This window comes from Rathayibacter sp. AY1C4, assembly GCF_002932195.1.
Taxonomy (GTDB): domain Bacteria; phylum Actinomycetota; class Actinomycetes; order Actinomycetales; family Microbacteriaceae; genus Rathayibacter.
In genome coordinates, this window is sequence record NZ_PSWE01000008.1 from 59,996 (window position 1) to 82,948 (window position 22,953).

Sequence of the window (22,953 nt, forward strand, 5' to 3'; positions counted from 1 at the left end):
CCGTCGCCGGACTCACTGCGGAGAGATCTCCGCGGCAGCGGCCGCCGCGGGGCGCCTGCGGGAGGAGCCGTCCTGACGGTGGGCCGCCCCTGGGAGTCGCCCGTCTACTCCGCGAGCGCGCGCAGGTGCACCGCCGCCCAGGAGCGGAACGGCGTCCACGTCTCGGAGATCTCGTCGATCGACCGGTCGTCGCCGTAGCGCTTCGCGACTTCGTCGCTCAGCCTGCCCTCGTTACGCGGCAGGACGTCGGGGAAGTTCGCGCCGCGGATCACGACGAGCTCGGCCGAGAACGGCCCCATCCCCAGGATGCTCTGCACCTGGACGAAGGCCTCGGCCGGCTGGAGCGAGCGCAGGTGGGAGCCGGAGAGCTGTCCGTCGAGGGCGGCCTCGGCGATCGCCTGCAGGTACTCCGCCTTGCGGTCGGGCAGGTCGAGGGACGCCGCACGCAGGACGGCCGGGGACGGGAAGGCTCCGTCATCACCGAGCTGCTGCGCGAGACGCGTCCTGACCGCCGCCGCCTGCCGGATCTGCAGCCGACGCGACAGGACCGTCCAGACCGCCGCCTCGTAGGGCGAGAAGAAGCCGCACGGCCGGAACCCGGGGAGCCGAGCCTGCACGTCCGCGATGACCTCGTCGCGCGCCGCGACGTCGGGCCAGCTGCGCCCGTCGATGTCGATGGACAGCAGCCGACGGACCTGCTCGGTCGCGGCGTCCAGGTCGCCCGGGCCCTCGACCACGATGCGGGCGGACGGCCCGTCCTGGGTGACCACGACGTCCACTCGCTGCCAGTCGGCATCGCAGAGGAGGGCGGAGCGGATGCCCGCGGCCTGCGGCTGCGACGCGAGCCGGTTCGGGGTGAAGCCCTCCCAGAACCGCTGGGTGGTGGCCAACGACCAGGGCCCGAGGATCTCGTGAACGGTCTCGAGTCGAGTCACGGTCGGGCCTCGGGGCGCTGAGCGGCGGCAGGACCGTCGGTCCCGGAGGGGGTGGACGAGCCGTCGGGCGGTTCATCGGCGGGTGCCGCATCGGTCGACCGTTCTCCGAAGAGGAAGGCCTCGCCGTCGGAGTAATGGCTGTTCACGCTCAAGTGCTCGGCGAAGCGCTCGTCCCCGAACGCCGCTGTCAGGTCGTCGGCCGAGCGCCACTGCACGTACTCGATGATCCGATCGCTCCGGAGGTCGCGGAAGAAGCTCGTCGAGACGAACCCCTCGAGCGTTCTGATGTGACCGCGCGTCTCGCTCTCGTTGTACTCGGCCATCCATGCCTGCTTGCCCGCGACGGGCGCCAGTCGGATGATCTCGTGGGCCGCCGTCGGGGCAGCGCGCACCGGATCGACGGGAGTCGCGTCGTCCGGGCTCGCCGTCGCCGAGGTGGTGAACCGGTAGATCCCCTCGTCCACGACCCACGACGATTCAGTGCGGCTCAGTTCCGCCGCGAAATCCTCGGCGTCGCGGCGGCTGCGCCAGAAGAGCAGCCCTAAGAGGAGCTCGGTGCCGGGGGAGGAGGGCGGGCCGAGCACGCGGCCCTGCGCCAGCCGGATCGCTCCGCCGTACCCCGTCCTCGGACGTGCGAGCGCTGCCGGCGAGGTGGCCGGATCGGACCGTTCCGACGCCGCGCCGCTCGGCTGCGCTTCTGCGCTGACCACGACGACGAAGGGGGACGCGTCACCGTCGACGGTGGTGCTTCGTGAGGACACTGACATGGGAGGACCTCCGGGCTTCGAGGACGCCGGAGGTTTTCAGCCCCGGATCGACACCGCCGGTGAGACGGGTCGACCACTCCGATGAGAATCGGTCAGGCGATGACGGTACACCACTTCCCTCCCGCCGCCCCGATCCCGGACGCCCGATTCGCATCCCTCGGGTGAAGCGGTCGGTCCCGCTCGGCGGTGACGGGGACAGCCGCCCGACCGGCGACCGCGGCTCAGTACTGCGCCTGCTCGTGCACCTCGACCGAGCCGTAGAGGGGGGCGCGTCGGGCGTACCGCACGGCGTCGTCCCGGGTCGGGCAGTCGAGCAGGTAGTAGCCGACGAGGGCGGACCGCTCCTCCGCTCGGGAAGGGGCCGGAGTGCCGCCTTCTCTTCGCGCCACGGTCAGATCCGTCTCGACGGAGACGTCCCCGGAGGCGTCGGCGAAGCGTCCGGAGTCGACGAGGACGCCGTCCGCCTTCAGCGACGCGTCGTAGTCCGCCCAGGCCGCGTAGTCCTCGGGGGCATCTCCCCCGGCGTAGCTGCCGTCGGACCGCATCACGAGCATGACCTTCATCGCGCCTCCTGGTCCATCCGACCACCGTTCCCCCGGCGGCCGCCTCCGCGGTCGGATCGCCCCCGGGAACCGGCGCGCCGAGCCTCCGACCATTCTGGGTCGAGGCGACCGTGCAGGGAAGGGATCGCTACGGAGCGGGATCGTCCGCGTCGAGGGCCTGCTGGAGGAGCCGGAGCGCCTTCGGCCCGACTCCGTGGAGGGTTCCGAGACGGTCGAGGCCCACCCGCCTCACGTCGTCCAGATCGTGCACGCCCGCGTCCTCGAGCGCACGCGTGGCCGGGGCGCCGACGGCGGGAAGCGGTCGCGGATCCATACGTCCGACACTACGAACCGGACGACCGTGCCGACAGCCGATCATTCGGCGATCTTCTGGCGGCGGGTGATTCCGGCGGCTGTCGTCACGGCAGCAGCGGCGGCGAAGGCGACCGTCGTGCCCTCGTGGTCGTGGTCCCGGGTGGATGGAGGGCCCTCCCGGGCGAGGTCGTCCGCTCAGGCCGCGGGAGCCGGACGCGGAGGCGCCGTGCTGCCGCGTTCGACGATCTCAGGGCCGAGGAGGCGCACGACGTACGCCTCCTCGGTGTCGGTCGCGCCTTCGATCCGGCGGACGAGCTGACGCACCGCCATGCTCCCGAGCCGGTCGGGTGCGCTCTCCACGAAGGAGTAGGGGAGCGAGAAGGTGCGCGCGAACTCCTCCGAGAACCGGCCGAGCACGGAGACGTCCTCCGGGCTCCTCGTGCTCCGTGCTCCCAGAACGCTCGGAAGTGCCGCTGCGGCCGCCTCGTTGTTGACGAGCAGGCCCGTCGCCCGAGGGTGCGCGTCGAGCAGGTCTCCGAGCGCCCGGCCGACGTCCGGCTGGGTGGAGGGCGCGAACGACGTGTGCAGTCGGATGCCGTGGGCGTCGGCGGCCTCGAGAGCGGCGTCCTGCAGGCGCCAGACGTAGGCGCCGCCGCGATCGACGACGTGCTGGGGCGGGGACACGAGCACGAGCTCCCGATGCCCGAGGGCGTGGAAGTGCTCGATCATCGCGCGACCGGTCTCCTCGAAGTCGAGGTCGAAGACGTCGACGCCGGAGCAGTCCCTCGGCAGGCCGACGAGGGCGCCCGGCTGCCGGGCGTTGCGCAGGATGTCCAGCCGCGGATCGTCCACGGCGACGTTGAGCAGGACGATCCCGTCGACCATGCGGGAGTCGCTGATGCGTCGCAGGGCGCTCGTGCCGTCGGCGTCGGTGACCAGCAGGATGTCGTATCCGAGCTCGCGGGCCATGTTCGAGACGCCGAGGGTGTACTGCAGCATCGCGGGGGCGAACTCGTCCTCGAGGAACTGCGCCAGCAGGCCGATGACCCGGGTCTGCGAGGTCGCCAGCGATCGCGCGCCCGCGTTGGGCGTGAACTCCAGGCGACGAGCCGCAGCGAGCACTCGTCGGCGCACTTCGGCCGAGATCGGGCGGTTGCCCGAGAACGCGTAGGACGCGGTGCTGCGGGAGACGCCCGCTTCGCGGGCGACGTCTGCGATGGTGGCCACTGTCGTTCTCCTCGGAGGCTGTCGGACGGCGAGGACCGGTCGGACTGCTGCCGGCTCTCCGCTCAGGTGCAGGAGAGCACGCGGCGGTCGCACCTCATGCTCCTGCATCCAGGGGCCGCTGCCGGTCCGGGTGGGGGGCGCCCCAGCTGCGCCCAGCCTGCCGTGGCATGCCCCGCACACGCTCGAGGCGCCCCGTACGGAGACGGGGCGCCTCGAGGTCCGGGTCAGTTCAGGGTGAACTGGACGGTGGTGGTGTTCCCGGCGACGTCGTGGACGACCATGGTGTTGGCACCCTTGACCGCGCCGAAGACGCCCGGCTTGATGAAGTTCACGTCGGACCACGCGTTGTCGGTGAGATCCTTCACGCGACCGTTGATGACCGCCCTGTCGATCCTGCCCGCGTCGTACAGCTTGAAGCTCACCTGGTCGTAGACGCCCTTCTCACCGGTGGTGAAGGAGGGCTCGGTCTTGACCGTGGCCGTCGGCGCCGTGCTGTCCAGCGTCACCGCGAAGGTCTTCGTGGGCGCGATGTTGCCCGCGAGATCCTCCGCGTTGTACTTGACGGTGTAGTTCCCGTCGGGCAGCTGCACCGTGGCCGAGTGCGATCCGGTCCTCGCTCCACCGGCGACCGGGGACTGCGTGCTCGTGACGAGCTTGCCGTCCTTGTAGATGTTGGCCACGATGCGCTTCAGTCCGCGGTCGTCCGTCGCGTCGACCTGGACGGCCAGTGCGGAGAAGGGGCCCGCCGTGGTGGGCGACACCAGCGTGACCGCCGGCTTGGTCGTGTCGGCGACGGCGACCGGCGTGAGCGTCCAGAACCGGTCGGCGGTCTGGGCGTCGGTCGCGGTGCTGGTGGTGGCTCCGTCGGTTCCGAGCACGATGGTCCCGTTCCGGTTGTTCCCCGAGGAGTCCTGGAGCGCGGCTCCGGACGCCTCGTCGAACGCGTACTGCGCGACGGTGCCCGCCGCCGCCCGGCCGCCGGCCAGAGCGGCCACGTCGGCCGCGGACAGCGCCCGGTCGTAGACGGCGAAGTCGTCGATCGCGCCGTCGTAGGCCGGGTCCCCGTACTGCGACTTGCCCAGGTAGTTCCGGTTGGTGTTCCCGAGAGCCGACGGCTTCACCGTCATGTTCGGGTTCGTGGCGACGACCGTGCCGTTGAGGTACATCGTGCCCTGCGTGCCCGAGACGGTGACGACCACGTTCGACCACTGGTTGAGCGGGAAGTTCTGACCGCCGTAGGTCAGTCGCTGCTCGCCCCCGGCGCCGGTGTTCGTGATGGCGAACCGCGGTCCGGCGCCCCCGGCGTTGAGGGTGAGGAACATGTTGACGTTCTGGCCCGTGCCGAAGTCGAAGACGCGGGAGTAGTTCGTCAGCGACGCCGGCTTGATCCAGGTCGAGACCGACCAGTCGCCGGTGAGTCCGCTGACGATTCCGCTGGGGAGCGACCCGTACGACGCCGTCTTGCAGAAGTCCAGTGCCGTGCCGAACCTGCCCGGCTGGCGGGCTCCGCTGACCTGGCAGTTGGAGGTCGGTGCGCCGTCGGACCACTGGATGACCGCAGCGCCCGCGTCCTTGCTCAGGTTGAGGACCCCGAGCGTCTTGCCCGTCGCGTAGTTCGCGAGGCGGACCTTCCCCTTCCCGTCGGGGATGAGCTGCCAGAGCTGCTCGTCTCCGCCGTTCGCGTCGGCGATCACCGCGGCTGCTCCGTTGGACGTCGCGGCGCCGGCGATGGTCAGGGCGCGTCCGCTGGGCGTGTGGATGACGCGGTAGAGGCCCTGGCCCGCTGCCGTGATCCTCCACGCTTGTCCGGTCGAGGTCGCGGAGTCGGCCTGGACGACCGGCGTCCCGTTCGCGGTCGCGCCGCCCTGCGTGGCGAGCTGCAGACCGGAGTTCGCGTTGTCCACGGTGTAGTCGCCCGCCAGGCTGGTCGGGCTCTTCTCCGGGGTGACGATCACCTGGTAGCCGTAGGTCGGGTTCATCACGATGGGCACCGTGATCGATCCGTCGCTGGCGACCTCGTAGGTCGTGTTCGAGATGGTGACCGGGCCGTCGGTCTTCACCGTGCGGCCGTAGGAGGGGGTGAAGTCCACCTGGACGTCGACCTTCGAGCCGAGCGACAGCTCGTCGAGCCCGTTGACCTTGATGGACGTGGCTCCGGTGTTGCCGCCGGCGATGACGCGCACTTCGTCGCCCTCGTCGCTGACGGAGGCGGCGCCGTCGAGCGGGCTCTCGTTCGACGGCGGCGTGGTGGTCACCATCTGGCCGCTCATCTGGGCGTACCAGGTGTAGAGCCAGTACGCGCCGTTGGGGTCGCCGTTCCGTCCGGTGAGGAGGTCGCCCAGGGCGCCCGACTGGTTCCAGAACGGGAGCTCGGCGCGGGTGATCCCGTAGCGCTCGAGCTTCGCGATGTAGCCGACCAGCGGGCCGGACAGGCCGACCTCGGCGGGTGCCGCGTACTCGGTGATGTCGATGGGCGGCTCGGGGAGGTCGAGGTCGTCGAGGATGGCCCGGACCTTCTCGACGTCGCCCTTGATCTTCGAGGAGCGGATCAGCTCGTGCCACTCGAGGACGTCCGGGAGGGTGTCGGTCGCCTTCGCGTGCTCGTAGAACGCGCGCATGTTCGTGATGTTGTCGGAGTAGGCGGGGCCCTGGATCGGCATCTCGGGGTCGAGGGTGCGGATCAGACGGTAGGTCTCGGTCCAGAGATCGAAGAAGGAGCCGTTCGACGCCTGCCAGGTGATATCGGGCTCGTTCCAGATGGCATAGGCGACGATATTCGTCTTGCCGGACGCCTGGGTGTCCTGGACCATCTTCTCGACGGCCGGGAGCCAGGAGGCCTTGTCGTATCGATAGGGCCAGCCGGGCAGGTAGTCCACCAGGCGGACGACGACGCCCGCACCGGCCGACTTCGCGGTGTCTGCGACCGACAGGGCGTCACCGGTCGGCTGCTGGGTGCCCCCCTCGGGCTTCTGCACGAAGGTGTGCGGCTTGATGGGGAGGATCTTGTCGAGGGACGGGACGCCGGCGCTCGCCAGTCCGTACAGGGACCCGCTGGCCATGTGAGTGACGGGACGGAAGGGCTGGTCGGCCTCCACGACGAGCGTGGCTGCGGCTCCGGGTGCCGCTTCCGCGGGAGCGCCCACGGCGAGGACGCTCCCCGCTGCGACGACCGCCGCTGAGACGACTGCTGCGAGGACACGACGCCCGCGGATCCTACGGCGCTGTCGCCGGTCGGCATCCGTGGGAGGCGTCTCGCGTAGAGCGATGGATCTGTTCATCTGCTGTATCTCCATTGATCGAGCGATTGGTCGAACCTGTCCGCCCAGTGCTGCATAGATCATCGAACCGGTTCGATGTGGATTAAAGCATTAACTGGCCGAGGCCTCAATACCTCTGAGCTCTTCGAGCCTTTCGCGCCTGATGCGACATGATGCGTTCGTATCTTTCCGACACCTCTGCACCAGAAGTTGCGAAAGCTTATGAGGACCGTCGAGTGACGCAGGAAAGAGCTGTCGACGGCGTCTCGTCCTGGGCGCGTCTCACGGGGAGGACCGTGCGGGAGCGGATCCTGGCTGGGCCGCATCGTCCAAGGTCTCGGCCCGGACCGTTCACCGGGGCGGGGTCGAGGGAGAAGCCCCTCCGCCGCGACGAGCGGCAGAGCAGCGACCCTCAAGCGGTTCGGACCTCTACCGTTGCACCCGTGCCTCTCCTTCTCGCCGACCTGCTGTCGTGAGAGCGCTCGTCGCCTGGCTCGAGCACCGCCAGATCCCGCTCTACCTCGCCGCGATCGCCGCCGGCGCCGCTCTCGGACTGCTGCTGCCCGCCGCGCACCACCTCGAGGTCGCGATCGAACCGGTGCTCGCGCTGCTGCTGTTCGCCACGTTCCTCGGGGTCCCGTTCGCCGCGATCGGACGGTCTCTGCGCGACGGCCGCTTCCTCGCCGCGGTCGGGGTGCTGAACTTCGTCGTCGTGCCGCTCGTCGCCTACGGGCTGTCCCGATTCGTCGCCGACACTCCGGTGCTGCTGTTCGGGGTCCTCCTGGTGCTCCTGACGCCGTGCATCGACTACGTGATCGTGTTCGCCGGGCTCGCCGGAGGGGCGTCCGACCGACTGCTCGCCGCCGCACCGCTGCTGATGCTCGCGCAGATCCTCCTCCTCCCCGTGTATCTGCTGCTCTTCATCGGTCCTGCGGGGGTGGCGGTGGTCGACGCCGGTCCGTTCGCGCGGGCGTTCCTGCTGCTGATCGTGGTGCCCTTGTCCGCGGCCGGGCTGGTGCAGGCACTCGCGCGCCGACACGTGTCCGGCCGGATCGTCGAGTCCACGATGCTCGGGCTCATGGTGCCGCTCATGACGGCCACGCTCTTCACCGTCGTCGCCTCCCAGGCCGGCGCCGTGGGCGCCTCGGCCGGCCGGCTTCTCGTCCTCGTCCCGCTCTACGCGGGATTCCTCGTGGTCATGACCGCTCTGGGGCTGGGTGCTGGACGCGTCTTCCGACTCGACGTGACCGCGACGCGCGCCCTCGTGTTCAGCGGCGCGACCCGCAACTCGCTCGTCGTGCTGCCCCTCGCACTCGCGCTCCCGGCACCGCTGTCGCTCGCGCCCGTCGTCGTCGTCACGCAGACCCTCGTGGAACTCGTCGGCATGGTCGTCCTCGTCCGACTGCTCCCTCGGCTCGCCCGAGACCGAGCAGTGCGGGCCGGCCCGGTCTGACGCGGACTCACCAGCGCCCGAGACGACTCGGGCCTGCAGAAGGGTCGCCCGGGGAGTCGCCCGGGAGGTGCTCGCTGGTCAGTCCTTCTCCGGTCTGCCCGCAGTCCCCGCGTCAGCGGGCTCATCGGCCGGGGCGACAGGAGCTGCGGACTCGACCGCGGTGGGCTGGACCTCGGCTGATCTCGCATTCCTGGCGGCGAGGCGCTTCTTCTGGGACTTGCCGGTGCTGAACGGGCTCACCCACAGCCAGGAGAAGCGCCGCAGCGACTGGAAGATGAACAGCGACGCCCAGAGGGAGAACACCGTCAGGGCGACCGGGAAGACCGTCGCCGGAAGGGGTGGGACATTCGTCTCGCCGAGCAGGGGGACGAATGCGACGACGACCGCGATCACGAAGAGGTGCAGGAGATAGATCTGGAAGCTCTGCTGCCCCATGGTGACGAAGATCTTCAGTGCGCGGACCTTGACGAGGTACTGGGAGCCGGCGATGCCTGCGATGATCGCGACCGAACTGGCGATCAGGATGACGCCCGGAATGCGGTTGGCGTCGAAGGCGACGATCACCGCGATGATGCCGAGGTAGGCCACCGCGAGCGCGAGCGCCTGCCAGAGCTTCACGCGAGCGGCGAAGCGGTAGAACGTGCGGGGGATGAACATCGCCACGAGGAAGAAGATGAAGTTCTGGAGCACCCGGTCCCAGCCGATGTTGTCGGTGTCCAGCAGGCCGGTGGTCGTCGCCGCGACGGCCAGCAGCCCGGCCACCGAGAGCTGGATCCATCGGGGCACCTTGCGGATCAGCCAGGCGAGGATGCTGAAGATCGCGAGAGCCCAGATGAACCAGTAGCTGCTCGACGGCAGGATGGGGAGCACCAGCACGTTGAGCGGGTCCGTCGGCGAGGTCGCCTCCGACCGTGAGAACGGGACGATGAGGTAGAAGACGACCCGGATGAACGACCACAGCAGGTAGAGATACACCAGCGCGAGGACTCTGCGGCGCCACAGTTCGGCGAACGTCCACGTCAGCATCCGGGCGGCCGTGAGGCCCGCGATGAAGAAGAACACGGGCATGGGGAAGTAGAGGAGCACGGTCCGGAGCTTCGGGACGTACCCCGCGAGGTCGAAGAATCCGAGGAACAACGACGAGTGGTAGAGCACGACGAGGCTGATCGCGACGCCCTTGGCGAAGTCGATCCACTCCCGCGACTCGGGGCGCTTCACCACGGCGCCGGTCGCACTCGACCCGGTCATCCGCCGCTCCTCGCGTGGGCGCACACGGCGCGATCACTGTTCACCGATTGCTGCGGATCCATTGAGCCCCCAAGATGTCGAATTCGAACCGGATGCGAATGAGCCCCCGGTTCATTCCCCGTACGGGTCCTGAGAGTACGGGAAAGTTTCCGATCACGGACGAGCCGATGGAGTATCGAGGCGGCAAGGGAAGTCCGGACGCCTCGCCGCCGCCTGTCCGCGGAGATCGCCCGTCCGATCCCGGAGTCGCTCGGTGGATCGGGACGGGCGGCGGAGGATCGCAGACGAATGGACCGTCGAGAGACCCGCAGACGGCGCTTTCGTCCAGCCCCGGGGGTCGCGGACCCGAAGAACGAGACGAAACCGGCGTGCGGCCAGGACACCTCGACCTCTCCGGCATACTCCATGACGTGAACGACGCCACCACCGCCCCCAGTCTCGACGGCCGCGAGTTCGTGATGACCTCCTCGACCAACAGTGCGGTCGACCCGGAGTCGCCGTCGCGGTTCCACTACTCCGAGCGCGACGGAGTGGTCTGGGGCGACTACGTCGGCGACACCGTGACCTTCGGCCGGTTCGTGGGCACGCGCACCGGCGACGCCCTGCAGGTCTCGTTCGTGCACCAGCTGATCGACGGCGGGACCGTGGTCAGCGGCACCGGCGGCAGCCGCGTCGAGCTCGACGGGGAGGGCCTGCTGCGGCTCGTCGAGGAGTTCGAGATCGACGGCGACGACCACGTCAGTATCTGCGTCGAGGTCTGACGCTCAGCGCGCCGCGTCGCGGCCGTTCCCCGCGGTGGTGAACCGCGTCATGCCGAGCCGGTTCGTCGATCCGGAGCGGTCGGGGATGTCGGAGGGCAGCAGGTAGGCCTTGCGCACCACCTCGTCGAGCACGACGACCGAGACCACCGACTTCACCTCGGGCCGGGCCGCGACCACGCCGGTGACGAAGTCGTGCACGCCGCCGATGTCGAGCGAGCGGACCAGGAGCATCGCGTCGTGCTCGCCGGTCGTGATGCAGCAGTACTCCACGTCGGGCATCTGGAGGATGCCCTCGCGGAACCGGTGCCACGACTGCGGATGCACCGTCACGAACACCAGGGCGCAGACGTCGAGCCCCACCTTTCCCGGATCGACCAGGGCCGAGAATCCGGTGATGACGCCGGATGCGGTCAGCTGCTCGACCCGGTTGTAGACGCTCGCCCGCGAGACGTTCACCCGCTCGGCCAGGGCGGACATCGAGATGCGCCCGTTCTCGCGCAGGACGGCGAGGATGCGCAGATTGAGGTCGTCGAGCCCGCCCGCGCTTTGTCCAGCGACCGCACCGGCGGCCGGATCGGTGATCGACATAATCCACTCCTTCGTCGCTGCGGGCGGCAGTTCGTCCACGATAGCGGCCCTCTGGAAACGGAGTGCGTCGCGATGTGCCATCGTTTCGCAACACGTCCAGCCGAACCCTCGCCAGGAGGCCTCCATGGTTGTCCGCTCCACCCGCACCCCGCGCTCCGCCCCGACGCGAGTGGTGATCGCCGCTGCGGCGGTCTCCCTCGCCCTTCTGGTGGCGGGCTGCTCCTCGGGCCGCGTCGACACCGCCGACGGCAGCAGCGCGACGCTCACCATCAACAAGGCGTTCGATCTGAAGACCGCCGACCCGGGCCGCATGTACGAGCCGACCGGCCAGATGGTCGACAAGGCGCTCTACGAGACCCTCCTCACCTTCGAGGGCGGCGACGTCTCGCAGGTCGTCGACGGCCTCGCGAGCCTCGAGCAGTCCGACGACGCGAAGACCTTCACCCTCACCCTGAACGGCGAGCACACCTTCTCGGACGGCACCGCGATGACCGCCGACGACGTGGTGTTCTCGCTGCAGCGCGTGATCGGCCTCAAGGGCAACCCCTCGTTCCTCCTCGACGGCGTCACCGTCACGAAGAAGGACGACACGACGGTGGCGCTGACCACCGAGAACCCCACGCCCGCCCTGCCGGCGATCCTGGCGAACCCGGCGCTCGGCATCCTGAACTCGAAGGTCGTGAAGGAGAACGGCGGCACCACCGACGAGACCGACACCGCCGAGACGTTCCTCAACACCACCTCCGCCGGCTCCGGCCCGTACGTGCTCGACACGCTCGACCTCGCCTCGCAGGTCGTGCTGACCGCGAACGAGAACTACGACGGCGACGCCCCGGGCTACGGCCGCGTGGTCATCCAGAACGTCGAGGGTGCGACCCAGAAGATCAACGTCGAGGGCGGCAGCGCCGATGTGGCGCTGGACCTCTCGGGCACTCAGGCGGAGGCGCTCGGCGACTCGGTCGCGGTGACCAGCGACCCGTCGGCGAACGTGATCTTCCTGCTGCTCAACCAGAACCCGAGCGTCTCGGCGATCACGTCGAACCCCGACTTCGTGAAGGCCGTGAAGGAGGCCGTCGACTACGACGACCTCGTCTCGATCGCAGGCAACGGCACCGCCCAGGCGTCCGGCGTCATCCCGAGCATGCTGCTCGGCGCCCTGCCCGAGAGCGGCGCGCTCACCCAGGACCTCGACGCCGCGAAGGCTGACCTCGCGAAGAGCGGCTACGCCGGCGAGTCCGTGACGCTCAACTTCCCGAGCGACATCAGCCTGAACGGCATCGACTTCCCGACCATCGCGCAGCGCATCCAGTCGCAGCTGAAGGACGCCGGCATCACCGTCGAGCTCGCCCCGGCCCCCGTCGCCACCGAGCTCGACGCCTACCGCAACGGCACCGAGACCATGGGCCTCTGGTACTGGGGCCCGGACTACCCGGACCCGAGCGACTACCTCGTCTTCACCCCGGGCGACGTCGTGGGTCTCCGCTCCGGCTGGACCGACGGTGCGGCCCCCGCGATCTCGGCGCTGGCCGACGCCGCGGCCACCGGCGGCAGCGACGACGAGCGCCAGTCGCGCTTCGAGGAGCTGCAGACCGCGCTGAACGCCGACGGCCCCTTCATCCCGCTGCTCCAGCCCGGCAACAACATCGCCGCGGCGAAGGACGTCTCGGGTGTCGTCTACAACGCGGTGTGGACCATCGACATCGCGGCCCTCACCGCGCAGTAGCCCGTGTCCACCACCACGACGGCCGTCCGGACCCCGCGTCAGCGCGGGGGCCGGGCGGCCCACCCGTTCCTCCGCTACGCGCTCCGCCGCGTGCTCACCTCGCTGCTGCTGGTGGTGGGCGTGACCCTCGTCACCTTCATCCTGACCAACCTCGTGCCGGGCGACCCCGTGGCGGCCGCTCTCGGCCAGCGCGCTGCGGAGGATCCGGAGATCGTCGCGCAGTTCCGCGCCCAGTACGGTCTCGACCAGCCGCTCGTCGTGCAGTACTTCACCTATCTCGGCAACCTGCTGCACGGCGACCTCGGCGTCTCCACCACCACGCACAACCCGGTGGTCGCCGACCTGGCGAAGGCGCTGCCGGCCACCCTCGAGATCGCCTTCGGCGCCATCGTGCTCAGCGTGATCGTCGGCGTGCTGTTCGGCACCGTCGCCGCCTACCGGCGCGGCAGGGCCTCCGACCACGTTCTGCGCGTCGTGTCGCTGGCCGGCCTCAGCGTGCCGACCTTCTGGCTCGCGCTGGTCCTCTACTACGTCCTCTACTTCCAGCTCCGGATCGCGCCGGGATCCGGCCGGCTGAGCAGCGACTTCACCACGCCGCCGACGGTGACGGGCCTCTACACGGTCGACGCCCTGCTCGCCGGCCAGCTCGACACCTTCCTCGACGCGGCGTCGCACCTCTTCCTCCCCGTCCTCGTCCTGACGCTCTACACGGTGGGCCTGCTGACCCGGTTCGTGCGCACCGCGGTGCTCGAGATCCTCGACCAGGACTACGTGCGGGCCGCCCGCGCGAAGGGGCTGCCGAACCGCGCGGTCACCTTCTCCTACGTGCTGCGCGGGGCGAGCATCCCGATCCTCACCGTCGTGGGCCTCGCCTTCGGCAGCCTGCTCAGCGGCACCGTGCTCGTCGAGGCGGTCTTCGGCTGGCCCGGGATCGGCTCCTACGCCTACCAGGCCGCGTCGCACCTCGACCTGCGCGGCATCATGGGCGTCGGCCTGCTCATCGGCGTGATGTACCTGCTCGTGAACCTGATCGTCGACCTGCTGTACGGCGTGCTCGACCCGAGAGTGAGGCTGGCCTCGTGACGGATCCGCGAACCACCCGGTCCGACCCGCGCGACGGCGCTCCGGCCGGTCCGCGCGACGGCGTCGGTGCCGGAGTGCTCGACCCGGTCGCCGCCCCCGGCCTCCGCCTGCGCCGCCCCCGCCTGCGCCTGGGCCGCTGGTCGGCGCCGCTCGGACTCCTCGGCGCCGCCGTCGGCGTGCTCTGGATCCTCATCGCCGTGCTCGCCCCCGTCATCGCCCCGCACGATCCGCTCGCGCAGGACCTGCCCCTCCTCCAGGCGCCCGGCGAGGGCACGCTGATGGGGACCGACGCGCTCGGCCGGGACATGTTCTCGCGGGTGATCTGGGGTGCCCGGGTCACGATCCCGCTCGCCCTGCTGCTCGTCGTGATGTCGGTGCTGATCGGCGCGATCGTCGGATCCGTCGCCGGATTCCTCGGCCGTGCGGTCGACGAGGTCGCGATGCGCATCACCGATCTCGTGATGGCGTTCCCCACGGTCATCCTGGCGATGGTGATCGCGGCCGCGCTCGGAGCGTCGCTCCTGAACGCGGTGCTCGCGGCGCTGATCGTGTCATGGCCGTCCTACGCCCGGCTGACCCGCGGTCTCGTCCTCGGCCTCCGCTCGTCGAACTACGTCGTGTCCGGCCAGCTGCTCGGCTTCTCGCCGCTGCGCTCCCTCGTCCGCGACATCGCGCCCAACATCGTCGGCCCGGTGCTCGTCCTGGCGAGCCTCGACATCGGCACGGCCATCCTCCTGCTGTCGGGCCTGTCGTTCCTCGGGCTCGGCGCGAAGCCGCCGACCGCCGAGTGGGGCTCGATGGTGTCGGACGCCATCCAGAACTTCGATGCGTGGTGGATCGGGGTCTTCCCGGGCCTGGCCATCCTCACCGTCGTCATCGCGTTCAACTTCGTCGGCGACGCCCTGCGCGACGCCCTGGACCCGCGGTCGCAGACGATCCGCGGAGGAGGCGCCACGCTGTGAGCGACGCACTGACCATCAGCGGGCTGCGCATCCGCACCCGCAGCCACGCCGTCGTGGACGGCATCGATCTGGCGCTGCGCCGCGGCGGCATCCATGGCCTCGCCGGCGAGTCGGGCTCGGGCAAGACGATGACCGCCCTGGCGGTGCTCGGACTGCTGCCCGGATCGATGACGGCCAGCGGGAGCATCCGCCTCGCCGACGACACCGGCGACGGCACGACGGAGCTCGTCGGCGCGTCCCGGCAGGTGCTCGGCGCGGTGCGCGGACGCCGGGTCGCCATGATCTTCCAGGACCCGTCGACGAGCCTGCACCCGCAGCTCACCGTGGGCCGCCAGCTCACCGACCACCTGCGCCACCACCTCGGTCTCGGCAAGGAGGCCGCGCGGTCCAGGGCCGAGGCCCTGCTCGAGCGGGTGCGGGTGCCGGACGCCCGGGCCTCCCTCGGGCGCTATCCCCACCAGTTCTCCGGCGGTCAGCGGCAGCGCATCGCGGTCGCGGTGGCGCTCGCGTGCGAGCCCTCCGTGCTGCTGGCCGACGAGCCGACGACCGCGCTCGACGTGACCGTGCAGGCCGGAGTGCTGCAGCTGCTGCGGGAGCTGGTCGACGACGGCGGGCTGAGCATCCTGCTCGTCACCCACGATCTCGGCGTGATGAGCGCCGTGGCCGACGAGGTGACGGTGATGCGCCAGGGGCTCGTCGTGGAGTCGGCTCCGCGGGAGCGGCTGTTCACCGCGCCCGAGGACGAGTACACGCGGGCGCTACTCGCGGCTCTGCCCGGCTCGAGCTTCGAGGAGAGCCCGGAGGAGCTGGTCGCCGAGCTCGTCGAGGGGCACGAGAGGGCCGCCGCCGCGGACGATCCGGGCGCGGCCACGGCAGGCGACGTCGAGAGGGGTGCGCGATGAGCGCGGGAGTGGTTCTCGAGGCCGATGGCATCGTGGTCGAGTACGGGCGGCGACCGCCGTTGCGTGCCGTCGACGGGGTCGGCTTCCGGGTGGCGGCCGGCGAGGTCGTGGCGCTGGTCGGCGAGAGCGGCTGCGGAAAGTCGAGCCTCGCGCGCGCGGTGGTCGGCATCGAGAAGCGCCGCGGCGGCGATGTTCGCCTGAACGGCGTCGACGTGCCCGCGCTCGGACTCCGTCGGCGCAGTCCGGCGATGACCGGCGTGCAGATGGTCTTCCAGGACCCGAACTCCTCGCTCAACCCCCGTCGCCGCATCGGCGAGCAGATCGGCGACGGCGTCCGGGCGGCGCTCGCCCGGGGCGCCGAGGGCTCGGATCCGGCCGACTGGCTGCGCCGCGTCGGGCTCGACCCGGCGATGGCGAGCCGGTTCCCGCACGAGTTCTCCGGCGGCCAGAAGCAGCGCATCGCCATCGCGCGGGCCCTCGCGGCGCGGCCGCGGATGCTCGTGGCCGACGAGCCGATCTCGGCCCTCGACGCCTCGACCCAGACGAGCGTCGCCGCGCTGATGCGCTCGCTCAGCGTCGAGGCCGGCGCGGGCATGCTGTTCATCTCGCACGACCTCTCGGTGGTCCGGCGCATCGCCGACCGGGTGCTCGTGATGTACCGCGGCCGGGTCATGGAGTCGGGGGACACCGAGACGGTGTGGCAGAGCCCGCTGCACCCGTACACGCGGGCGCTGCTCGCGGCGATCCCGCTGCCGGACGGGCTGGGGCGGCTGCCGCTGGCCCCGCTCGACTCCGACCGGGCGGCCTGGCTCGAGGAGCTGCCCGACGCGCTGGAGCGGACGGGCGCGTGAGCGCGGTGGAGGAGGCCCGGGCCGAGGAGTCCGCACTCTGGAGCATGCCGAGGGCCGTGAACCGCAGCCCGCTCCCCGGGGACGGCGCGTTCATGACCGCCGGCTGGGCCGATCCGGAGCCGGTGATCGACCCCGACGACCCGGTGCTCGCCTACACCGCGGAGCGCCGGTCGCGACTGGCGCAGGCGCTGCCCGCCGAGCTGCTGATCATCCCCGCCGGCCTGCCGCGGGTGCGCTCGAACGACAGCGACCACCGCTTCCGCCCGGGCACCGACCACGTGTGGCTGACGGGCAACGGAGTCGCCGAGAGCGTGCTCGTCGTCGACACGACGGGAGGGGAGGCCGGCTCGATCCTGTACCTGCGTGCTCCCTTCGGCCGCGACGGCGACGAGTTCTGGCAGAACGACGCGCTCGGCGACCTCTGGGTCGGTCCGCGGCCGTCGCTCACCGAGACGCAGGCAGCACTGGGCATCGAGACCCGGCCGCTGGCCGACTTCACCCGCGACGTGGAGCGGGCTGCGCGGCGGGCCCGGCGCATCCGGGTCCTGCCCACCCTCGACGAGAGCGTCGACGAGCTGGTGCGGAGCATCTGCGGACCGGAGCTCGGACCGCACCTCGTGCTCAAGTCGACGCTCGACGAGCTGCGCCTGATCAAGAACGACTGGGAGATCGGACGGCTGCAGCTCGCCGTCGACGGCACGGCGCGGGGCTTCGACGACTGCCTCGAGGCGTGGCAGGTCGCCCGCGCGATGCCCCGCGGCGAGCGCTACCTCGAGGGCACCTTCGCCCGCCGCGCCCTGGTCGAGGGACAGGGGCCGGCCTACGGATCGGTTGTCGCCTCGGGAGCGCACGCCACGACCCTCCACTACACGCGGAACACCGGGCCCCTCGCCGACGGCGACCTCGTCCTGATGGACATGGGCGTCGAGCTGCCCTCGCTCTACGCCGCCGACATCACCCGCACCTTCCCGGTCAGCGGCGAGTTCACCCCGCTGCAGCGGGACGTGTACTCGATCGTGCTGCGCGCGCAGCAGGCCGGCATCGACTCCCTGCGCGCGGGAGTGCGCTTCCAGGACTACCAGGACGCGTGCGGGCGAGCCCTCACCGAGGGGCTGATCGACCTCGGCCTGATCCGCTGCTCCGTCGACGAGGCCATGGCCCCGTCCGCGTCGTACCACCGCCGGTGGAGCATCTCCCGCGCCGGGCACATGCTCGGGATGGACGTGCACGACTGCAACCACGCTCCGCACGAGACGTATCTCGGCGGAGTGCTCGCGGCCGGCCACACGCTCACCGTGGAGCCGGGCCTCTACTTCCAGCCGGGCGACCTGACGGTCCCCGCCGAGCTGCGGGGCCTGGGCATCCGGATCGAGGACGACCTCGTGGTCACGGAGACGTCGTCGATCCTGCTCTCGGCGGCGATGCCGCGCACGCCCGACGCGGTGGAGGAGTGGATGGCGAGGCTGGCGGGCTGAGAGGTCGGGCGCTCAACGCGATGGGCTGACGCGGCCTACGGGAGCTGCGGGGGCGCGATCAGTTCGAGGAATCCGCCGAGGGCACCTTCGAGGTAGATGATGCGCGTGCCGGCTCGGGCGCCAGCGGTCATCCGGTGAGGTGTCCCGACCGGTCTCCAACCGTGTCCAGCGCAGAGCTCGAGGACACGATCGAGGTCCGAGACCGTGAGCGCGATGTGCACCGTGCCGACCTGCGCGGGCGAGCCGGCGGACTCGAGCTGTCGGGGCGGGTCGTACTGCAGCAGCTCCACCCGGTGGGGGCCGAGTGTCACCGTCGCTGCGCGGATCACGGCTCCACGGACGCCGGTGGTCGCCGCCGTGAGGTCCACGTCGAGCGTGAAGGTGCGCTCGAGCACGAACCCGAGACCGGAGCACCACAGCACCAGCGCGTCGTCGAGGTCGGCCACGGTGAGACCGGAGTGAGCGACGTCGGAGACGAGCGGTGATGCCATGACATCAGTATCGAGCTCCGACACGCCTGCCTGAGGATGTGCGGCACTCCTCACCCTCCCTGGGTGAGGCCGGTGATGAGGTTGATGGCGACAGCGACGACGAAGGTGCCGAAGAAGTAGGACAGCAGGGCGTGGGCCAGGGCTACGCGGCGTGAGGGGGTGGAGGACTGGGTGATGCTGCTCGCGCTGTAGGCCATCCCGATCGAGAACGCGGTGTAGGCGAAGTCGCTGTAGGACGGGTCCTCGTCCTGGTCGAAGTCGAAGCGGTGGCGGTCGTCGAGGTAGTACATGAGCGCGTACTTGAAGGCGTAGACGGTGTTGACGAGCGCCCAGGCCGCGACGATCCCGACGACCGCCAGGATCGCGGCCGCGGATCCGACGGGGTCCTTCTGCTGGCTGCGGAGGAGCGCGACGACCACGAGGACGAGGCTGAAGAAGGTGGCGGCGATGGTGAGCGAGTCGACCAGCTTCCGGGACCGGTCCTCGTGGCGGGCGAGGTCGCGGGTGCGTTCCGGGCCGGCCGGCCACGCCGTCGACCAGGCCCAGACGAGGAACACCGCCGCGGCGATCGCCCAGCCGAGCAGAGGCGACAGATCGGGGACCGCAGTGGACCCTGAGCGCTCGGGCCGGAGATCCTTCAGACGGGCACGATCGGCCCCAGCACATTGAGCGCGACGACGGCCACCAGCTGGACGACGCCCGCGGTGACCAGTCGACCACCGAGGTGCGACGTGTCAGCGGGCCGCTCGGTCACCGAGCCGATCCGTACTGCTCCCGACGTCGTCCGGCACGTGAGTCAGGATGTCGCCCACCTGGCAGCCGAGGACCTCGCAGATGGCGTCGAGTGCTGAGGCACTCACACCATCCTCCTGCGAAGAGGGGGCGGTGTCAGCCGGAGAGGGCAGTGCCCGAGAGCGGGTCGGTCAGTCGTCGTCGCTGTCGGGCGCGGGTGCCTGATCGGTGCTGGTGCTCGAGGTGGAGTCGGACCAGACGGCTTGCGCGCCGGAGTCGCCGATGCGGATGACGTCGATGGTCGCTCCGACGGAGATGGCGATCGCTGCGACGGCGAGCACGATTCCGACGAGGGGGCGGCGGGTGGTGGCGGCTCGGTCCTCGGTTCGTCGCGTGCGGCGGAACCAGAGCCACTGGACCAGGGCGACGAGGAACAGGCCGGCAGCCCAGGGGAGCAGGTGGTCGCCGAGCTCGGTGTGCTTCTCGAGGATCGCGGACGGCTCCGTCTGTCGTTCGAGCGCTTCACCGGCCTGCGTGGTGAGCGGGACGGCGATCAGCGCGGCGAGGGCGATGATCGGGGTGAGGATCCCGAACTTGCGGCGGGCGGCCGGCCAGAGGCTGCCGAGGATGAGCATCAGTGCGGCGAGGGGGAGCAGAACCACGACGGCGTGCACGAGGAGCGGGTGGAGGGGGAGGCCGTTGATCTGCCAGTCGTTCATCGGGGGCGCCTTCGGTCGAGAGGGGGGCTGTCCTCGTGACGCTAACGCGCCCCGCCCTGCGCGCTCTGCCGTTGGACGTATTCGTGTGAGCCCTCGAACGATCACTCGCCCGTCCTCCGAGCCGACTCCCCGCTTCACCGCCGATATGCGAGGAGCCGACCGAGCGGAGTCAGGACGTGTGCCGGCTCGCCGGTGCGATCAGGCGGCGGAGCCGGTCGGTCACGAGAAGGGCACCGGCGGCGTCGATGGTGAGGACGTCGACGTCGAAGCGGTCGGTGACGGTGTCGAGCGTCCCGACGCCGCCGGCGAGGATCGCGGTCGCGAGGACGTCGGCGGTGACGATGTCCTCGGCGATCACGGACACCTGCACGAAGGGGACGTCACCGGGCTCGGCAGGTCGGCGCCAGACGTGCTCTCCGCGTTCGGCGGTCCCGGAGGTGGCGATCGCGCGGCGACCGTCGCCGAGGGGGACGATGCAGAGCAGCGCCTGCCGGTCGCCGGGATCCACGATCCCGATCGTCCAGCTGTCGGCGGGCGAGGTGAGGACGTCTCCCCCGACATCGAGGAGCCATTCGCCGTCGCCGAGCAGCCGGGCCGCGTGCGCCATGGTGGTCGCTTTGACGGTTCCGGCGAGGTCGATGACCCCGTCGGGCCGGTGCGGGGTGAAGGCGCCGTCCGTCGCCGTTCGCCAGTGCAGCGATTCGGTGTAGGCGGTCCGCATCTGCTCGGACGCGGCCGTCAGCGCGAGCTCGCCGCGGGCGATCCGGGACGCCTCCGACTCCGGCCGGTACAGGCTGAAGCGGGCGTCGGCGTCGGCGAAGACGGCTTCGACGTCGCCGACCGGGGTGTCGTCGGCGGCGCGCAGGCTGACGACGGTGCCCATCGTCGTGAACGTGTGCACGGTCAGAGTCCGGCCTGGTCGATCGCCGATTGCAGGGAGGTGAGGTACCCGTCGCTGGTGTAGGTCGCTCCGCTGACCGCCTGCACGTTCGCGGACTGGGCGGCGAGGACTTCTTGACGCAGGATCGGCGCGGCCCGGTGCGAGATCGACACGGACCGGCCGTCCTTGTCCGTGAGGTGCACGGCCGTGACGTCGGTGATCTGCCCGCCGGCGACGGTGATCGCGACCTGCACAGCGCCGAAGCGAGTCGGAACAGATGAGCCGGTCCACGTGCCGTCGGCCGAGGCGGACGGGCTCGCAGTGGCCGTCGAGCTCGTACCGGCCGACGGGTCGGTGGGCGCGCCGGCGGAGGGCGTCGTCGAGGCGGGGGCGCCGGCCGGGGTCGGCGTGGTCACCGCGGGAGCCGCTCCTTCCGTGGCTGTGGTGGCGCTCGTCCCGGTGGCGAGCGGGGAACCGGTGGCGCCGGCGGATCCCATCTGCCAGCCGCCGACGAGGACGGCGAGGGAGGCGAGGACGCTGGCGACTGCTGCTCGTGTTCTCACCAGTCGAACCTCTCCACGTGGATCTGCCGGTCGGGCAGGCCTGCCGCTCGCGCGTCGCGGACGACGAGGTCGGCCCAGGCGGTGGGACCGCAGACGAACAGGTCGGAGTCGAGCAGGCCCGGCAGCGCCGAGGCGAGCGTCACACCGCGGGCGATGGACTCGGCGGACATCCACGTCGCGAGCCCTGCGGGCCGCCGGCCGATCATCCCGAACAGTGCGCCGTGGCTGCTGCGGACCAGTGTCTGTGTCTCGTCCCAGAGGTAGGTCTGGGAGTCGTCGGTGGCGCGCAGCAGGACGGTGGCCTCGCCGGGGCGCAGGCCGCCGTGCTCGAGGAGCGCTCGAGCGGGGGTGATGCCGATGCCGGCGGCGATGATCGCGAGGCGCGGGGCGGTGCGGGCGACGTCGGTGAAGATCCCGTAAGGGCCCTCGGTCGAGACCGCGGTCCCGGAGCGCAGTCGTGCGAGCCGGTCGGTCCCGGCTCCGAGTGCGCGGACGGTGATCCGCGCGCGGGTGTCGGTCGGGACGGCGGAGAAGGAGATCGGGTGGGCGTGCCACCAGGTGCCGTGGCTCCAGAACCGCCAGATCGCGTACTGCCCGCCGATCACGCCGAGGCGGGAGAGGTCGCGGCCGGAGAGGTGGATGGAGAAGACGCCGGGGGCGATCGTCTCGACGGCCTCGACCCGGATCCGGTGCCGCAGCGTCGTGAGGACCGGTATCGCGAACCGGAACCAGGCGATCGCTCCGAACGCCAGGACGTAGAGGGCGATCCAGTAGACGCGCTGCGGGGTGCTCCCGGCGAGGACCTGGCCGGCGGAGAGCTGGTGGGGGACGGCGACGAGGACGGCCGCGTAGCTGAGGAGGTGGATCGCGTGCCACGCCTCGTAGGCGAAGCGGCGGCGCACGGCGACGAGGGAGGTGACGACGACGAGAACCAGCAGGGTGCTGCCGAGCAGCGCCAGGAGCATGTCGGCGCCGGAGTACAGGGCGAGTGTCTCGTTCCACAGCGTCAGCCCGTCGGTGAGGGCGTATCCGACGGTGAGCAGGGCACCGTGCCCGAGGATCAGAGACAGGGCGGGCTTGCCGAGGCGACGGTGCAGCGCCATCGCGGTGTCCTGGCCGAAGGTGCGGTCGATCCAGGGGATCCGGGCGGCGAGGACGAGCATGACCAGGATCAGGTCGGTGCCGACGAGGCCGGCGACGATCCCTGCGGCCGTGAGAGCTCCGGCTATATCGGTGGCCTCCGCGGGCCCGCCGGCTGCGAGGTAGAGCGCGATGGCGAGGGCGACCGAGACCCAGCTGGCGGTGACGAGCGCGTCCGCGGAACGCAGGCGCCGACGCAGGGATCGCTCGCGGTCGGCCTGCGACCGCCGCAGCGTGGTCGGCGCGTGGGGTGCGGGTGCGTTGGTCGGTTGGATCGTGGTGCTCACGGCGGCGCCCTCCGGTCGGTGTCGCATGCGCCGACCTCGGGTTTCCGGGGGC

23 protein-coding genes are annotated in these 22,953 nt (G+C 70.8%); 8 read left to right on the forward strand and 15 right to left on the reverse strand.

Going from position 1 to position 22,953, the window contains the following annotated elements; genetic code table 11:
• Window positions 1-104: 104 nt before the first annotated feature.
• From C5C99_RS05825 to C5C99_RS05855, 6 genes are all read right to left on the reverse strand, one after another.
• Window positions 105-935 (reverse strand): DNA-3-methyladenine glycosylase, encoded by an 831-nt coding sequence (locus C5C99_RS05825; RefSeq protein WP_104324382.1) that lies wholly within the window; start codon window positions 933-935, stop codon window positions 105-107.
• Window positions 932-1,696 carry a hypothetical protein gene (locus tag C5C99_RS17060; protein WP_181074553.1) on the reverse strand — a complete coding sequence of 255 codons (765 nt, stop codon included), beginning with the start codon at window positions 1,694-1,696 and terminating at the stop codon, window positions 932-934. Before C5C99_RS17060 ends, C5C99_RS05825 begins: the two co-directional genes overlap by 4 nt.
• A gap of 227 nt (window positions 1,697-1,923) precedes the next feature.
• Window positions 1,924-2,265 (reverse strand): YciI family protein, encoded by a 342-nt coding sequence (locus C5C99_RS05840; protein WP_181074554.1) that lies wholly within the window; start codon window positions 2,263-2,265, stop codon window positions 1,924-1,926.
• Window positions 2,266-2,392: 127 nt separating this feature from the next.
• On the reverse strand, window positions 2,393-2,578 hold the full coding sequence (locus C5C99_RS05845; protein ID WP_104339768.1) for a DNA-binding protein: 186 nt from the start codon (window positions 2,576-2,578) through the stop codon (window positions 2,393-2,395).
• A 176-nt stretch (window positions 2,579-2,754) separates the two neighbouring features.
• Complete coding sequence (locus tag C5C99_RS05850) at window positions 2,755-3,786, reverse strand: LacI family DNA-binding transcriptional regulator (RefSeq protein WP_104226529.1); 1,032 nt, start codon at window positions 3,784-3,786, stop codon at window positions 2,755-2,757.
• Between the two features lie 224 nt (window positions 3,787-4,010).
• The gene (locus tag C5C99_RS05855) at window positions 4,011-6,845 is read right to left on the reverse strand and encodes a LamG-like jellyroll fold domain-containing protein (RefSeq protein WP_219813607.1); all 2,835 of its coding nucleotides are present in this window, start codon (window positions 6,843-6,845) and stop codon (window positions 4,011-4,013) included.
• A gap of 670 nt (window positions 6,846-7,515) precedes the next feature.
• Here C5C99_RS05855 and C5C99_RS05860 point away from each other — a divergent pair.
• Window positions 7,516-8,496, forward strand: coding sequence for an arsenic resistance protein (locus C5C99_RS05860; RefSeq protein WP_104339770.1), 981 nt, complete (start codon window positions 7,516-7,518; stop codon window positions 8,494-8,496).
• A gap of 78 nt (window positions 8,497-8,574) precedes the next feature.
• On the opposite strand, the gene C5C99_RS05865 is transcribed toward C5C99_RS05860, so the two are convergent.
• Window positions 8,575-9,744 carry an acyltransferase gene (locus tag C5C99_RS05865; RefSeq protein WP_104260246.1) on the reverse strand — a complete coding sequence of 390 codons (1,170 nt, stop codon included), beginning with the start codon at window positions 9,742-9,744 and terminating at the stop codon, window positions 8,575-8,577.
• A 410-nt stretch (window positions 9,745-10,154) separates the two neighbouring features.
• On the opposite strand from C5C99_RS05865, the gene C5C99_RS05870 reads away from it, so the two are divergent.
• Window positions 10,155-10,505, forward strand: a complete 351-nt coding sequence (locus tag C5C99_RS05870) for a hypothetical protein (protein WP_258060307.1) — start codon at window positions 10,155-10,157, stop codon at window positions 10,503-10,505.
• 3 nt (window positions 10,506-10,508) lie between these two features.
• On the opposite strand, the gene C5C99_RS05875 is transcribed toward C5C99_RS05870, so the two are convergent.
• Window positions 10,509-11,093 (reverse strand): Lrp/AsnC family transcriptional regulator, encoded by a 585-nt coding sequence (locus C5C99_RS05875; protein WP_104223259.1) that lies wholly within the window; start codon window positions 11,091-11,093, stop codon window positions 10,509-10,511.
• A 124-nt stretch (window positions 11,094-11,217) separates the two neighbouring features.
• Here C5C99_RS05875 and C5C99_RS05880 point away from each other — a divergent pair, with 124 nt between their 5' ends.
• The 6 genes from C5C99_RS05880 to C5C99_RS05905 are packed head-to-tail and all read left to right on the forward strand — an operon-like array spanning window position 11,218 to window position 18,089.
• Window positions 11,218-12,816, forward strand: coding sequence for an ABC transporter substrate-binding protein (locus C5C99_RS05880; protein ID WP_104339771.1), 1,599 nt, complete (start codon window positions 11,218-11,220; stop codon window positions 12,814-12,816).
• A 3-nt stretch (window positions 12,817-12,819) separates the two neighbouring features.
• Window positions 12,820-13,899: an ABC transporter permease gene (locus tag C5C99_RS05885; RefSeq protein ID WP_104226525.1), complete on the forward strand. Its 1,080-nt coding sequence runs from the start codon at window positions 12,820-12,822 to the stop codon at window positions 13,897-13,899.
• Window positions 13,896-14,861, forward strand: coding sequence for an ABC transporter permease (locus tag C5C99_RS05890; protein WP_258063643.1), 966 nt, complete (start codon window positions 13,896-13,898; stop codon window positions 14,859-14,861). The genes C5C99_RS05885 and C5C99_RS05890 overlap by 4 nt, the downstream gene beginning before the upstream one ends.
• The gene (locus C5C99_RS05895; protein WP_104339772.1) at window positions 14,858-15,763 is read left to right on the forward strand and encodes an ABC transporter ATP-binding protein; all 906 of its coding nucleotides are present in this window, start codon (window positions 14,858-14,860) and stop codon (window positions 15,761-15,763) included. Before C5C99_RS05890 ends, C5C99_RS05895 begins: the two co-directional genes overlap by 4 nt.
• Complete coding sequence (locus C5C99_RS05900) at window positions 15,760-16,614, forward strand: ATP-binding cassette domain-containing protein (protein ID WP_104339773.1); 855 nt, start codon at window positions 15,760-15,762, stop codon at window positions 16,612-16,614. The genes C5C99_RS05895 and C5C99_RS05900 overlap by 4 nt, the downstream gene beginning before the upstream one ends.
• On the forward strand, window positions 16,611-18,089 hold the full coding sequence (locus C5C99_RS05905; protein ID WP_219813608.1) for an aminopeptidase P family protein: 1,479 nt from the start codon (window positions 16,611-16,613) through the stop codon (window positions 18,087-18,089). Before C5C99_RS05900 ends, C5C99_RS05905 begins: the two co-directional genes overlap by 4 nt.
• A 35-nt stretch (window positions 18,090-18,124) precedes the next feature.
• Here the strand turns inward: C5C99_RS05905 and C5C99_RS05910 are convergent, their stop codons facing one another.
• The 7 genes from C5C99_RS05910 to C5C99_RS05940 all read right to left on the reverse strand — a co-directional run bounded on the left by C5C99_RS05910 (window position 18,125) and on the right by C5C99_RS05940 (window position 22,901).
• A complete protein-coding gene (locus C5C99_RS05910; protein ID WP_104226522.1) occupies window positions 18,125-18,580 on the reverse strand; it encodes a VOC family protein in 456 nt (151 codons plus the stop codon).
• A 50-nt stretch (window positions 18,581-18,630) separates the two neighbouring features.
• Window positions 18,631-19,221: a DUF1345 domain-containing protein gene (locus tag C5C99_RS05915; RefSeq protein WP_104226521.1), complete on the reverse strand. Its 591-nt coding sequence runs from the start codon at window positions 19,219-19,221 to the stop codon at window positions 18,631-18,633.
• 93 nt (window positions 19,222-19,314) lie between these two features.
• On the reverse strand, window positions 19,315-19,440 hold the full coding sequence (locus tag C5C99_RS17665) for a helix-turn-helix transcriptional regulator (protein ID WP_181065426.1): 126 nt from the start codon (window positions 19,438-19,440) through the stop codon (window positions 19,315-19,317).
• Between the two features lie 63 nt (window positions 19,441-19,503).
• Window positions 19,504-20,031, reverse strand: coding sequence for a DUF2231 domain-containing protein (locus C5C99_RS05925; RefSeq protein WP_104226519.1), 528 nt, complete (start codon window positions 20,029-20,031; stop codon window positions 19,504-19,506).
• Window positions 20,032-20,200: 169 nt separating this feature from the next.
• On the reverse strand, window positions 20,201-20,932 hold the full coding sequence (locus tag C5C99_RS05930; protein WP_258059425.1) for an FAD:protein FMN transferase: 732 nt from the start codon (window positions 20,930-20,932) through the stop codon (window positions 20,201-20,203).
• 2 nt (window positions 20,933-20,934) lie between these two features.
• On the reverse strand, window positions 20,935-21,474 hold the full coding sequence (locus tag C5C99_RS05935; protein ID WP_258059424.1) for an FMN-binding protein: 540 nt from the start codon (window positions 21,472-21,474) through the stop codon (window positions 20,935-20,937).
• Window positions 21,471-22,901, reverse strand: a complete 1,431-nt coding sequence (locus tag C5C99_RS05940; protein ID WP_258063644.1) for a ferredoxin reductase family protein — start codon at window positions 22,899-22,901, stop codon at window positions 21,471-21,473. Before C5C99_RS05940 ends, C5C99_RS05935 begins: the two co-directional genes overlap by 4 nt.
• Between the last annotated feature and the right edge of the window lie 52 nt (window positions 22,902-22,953).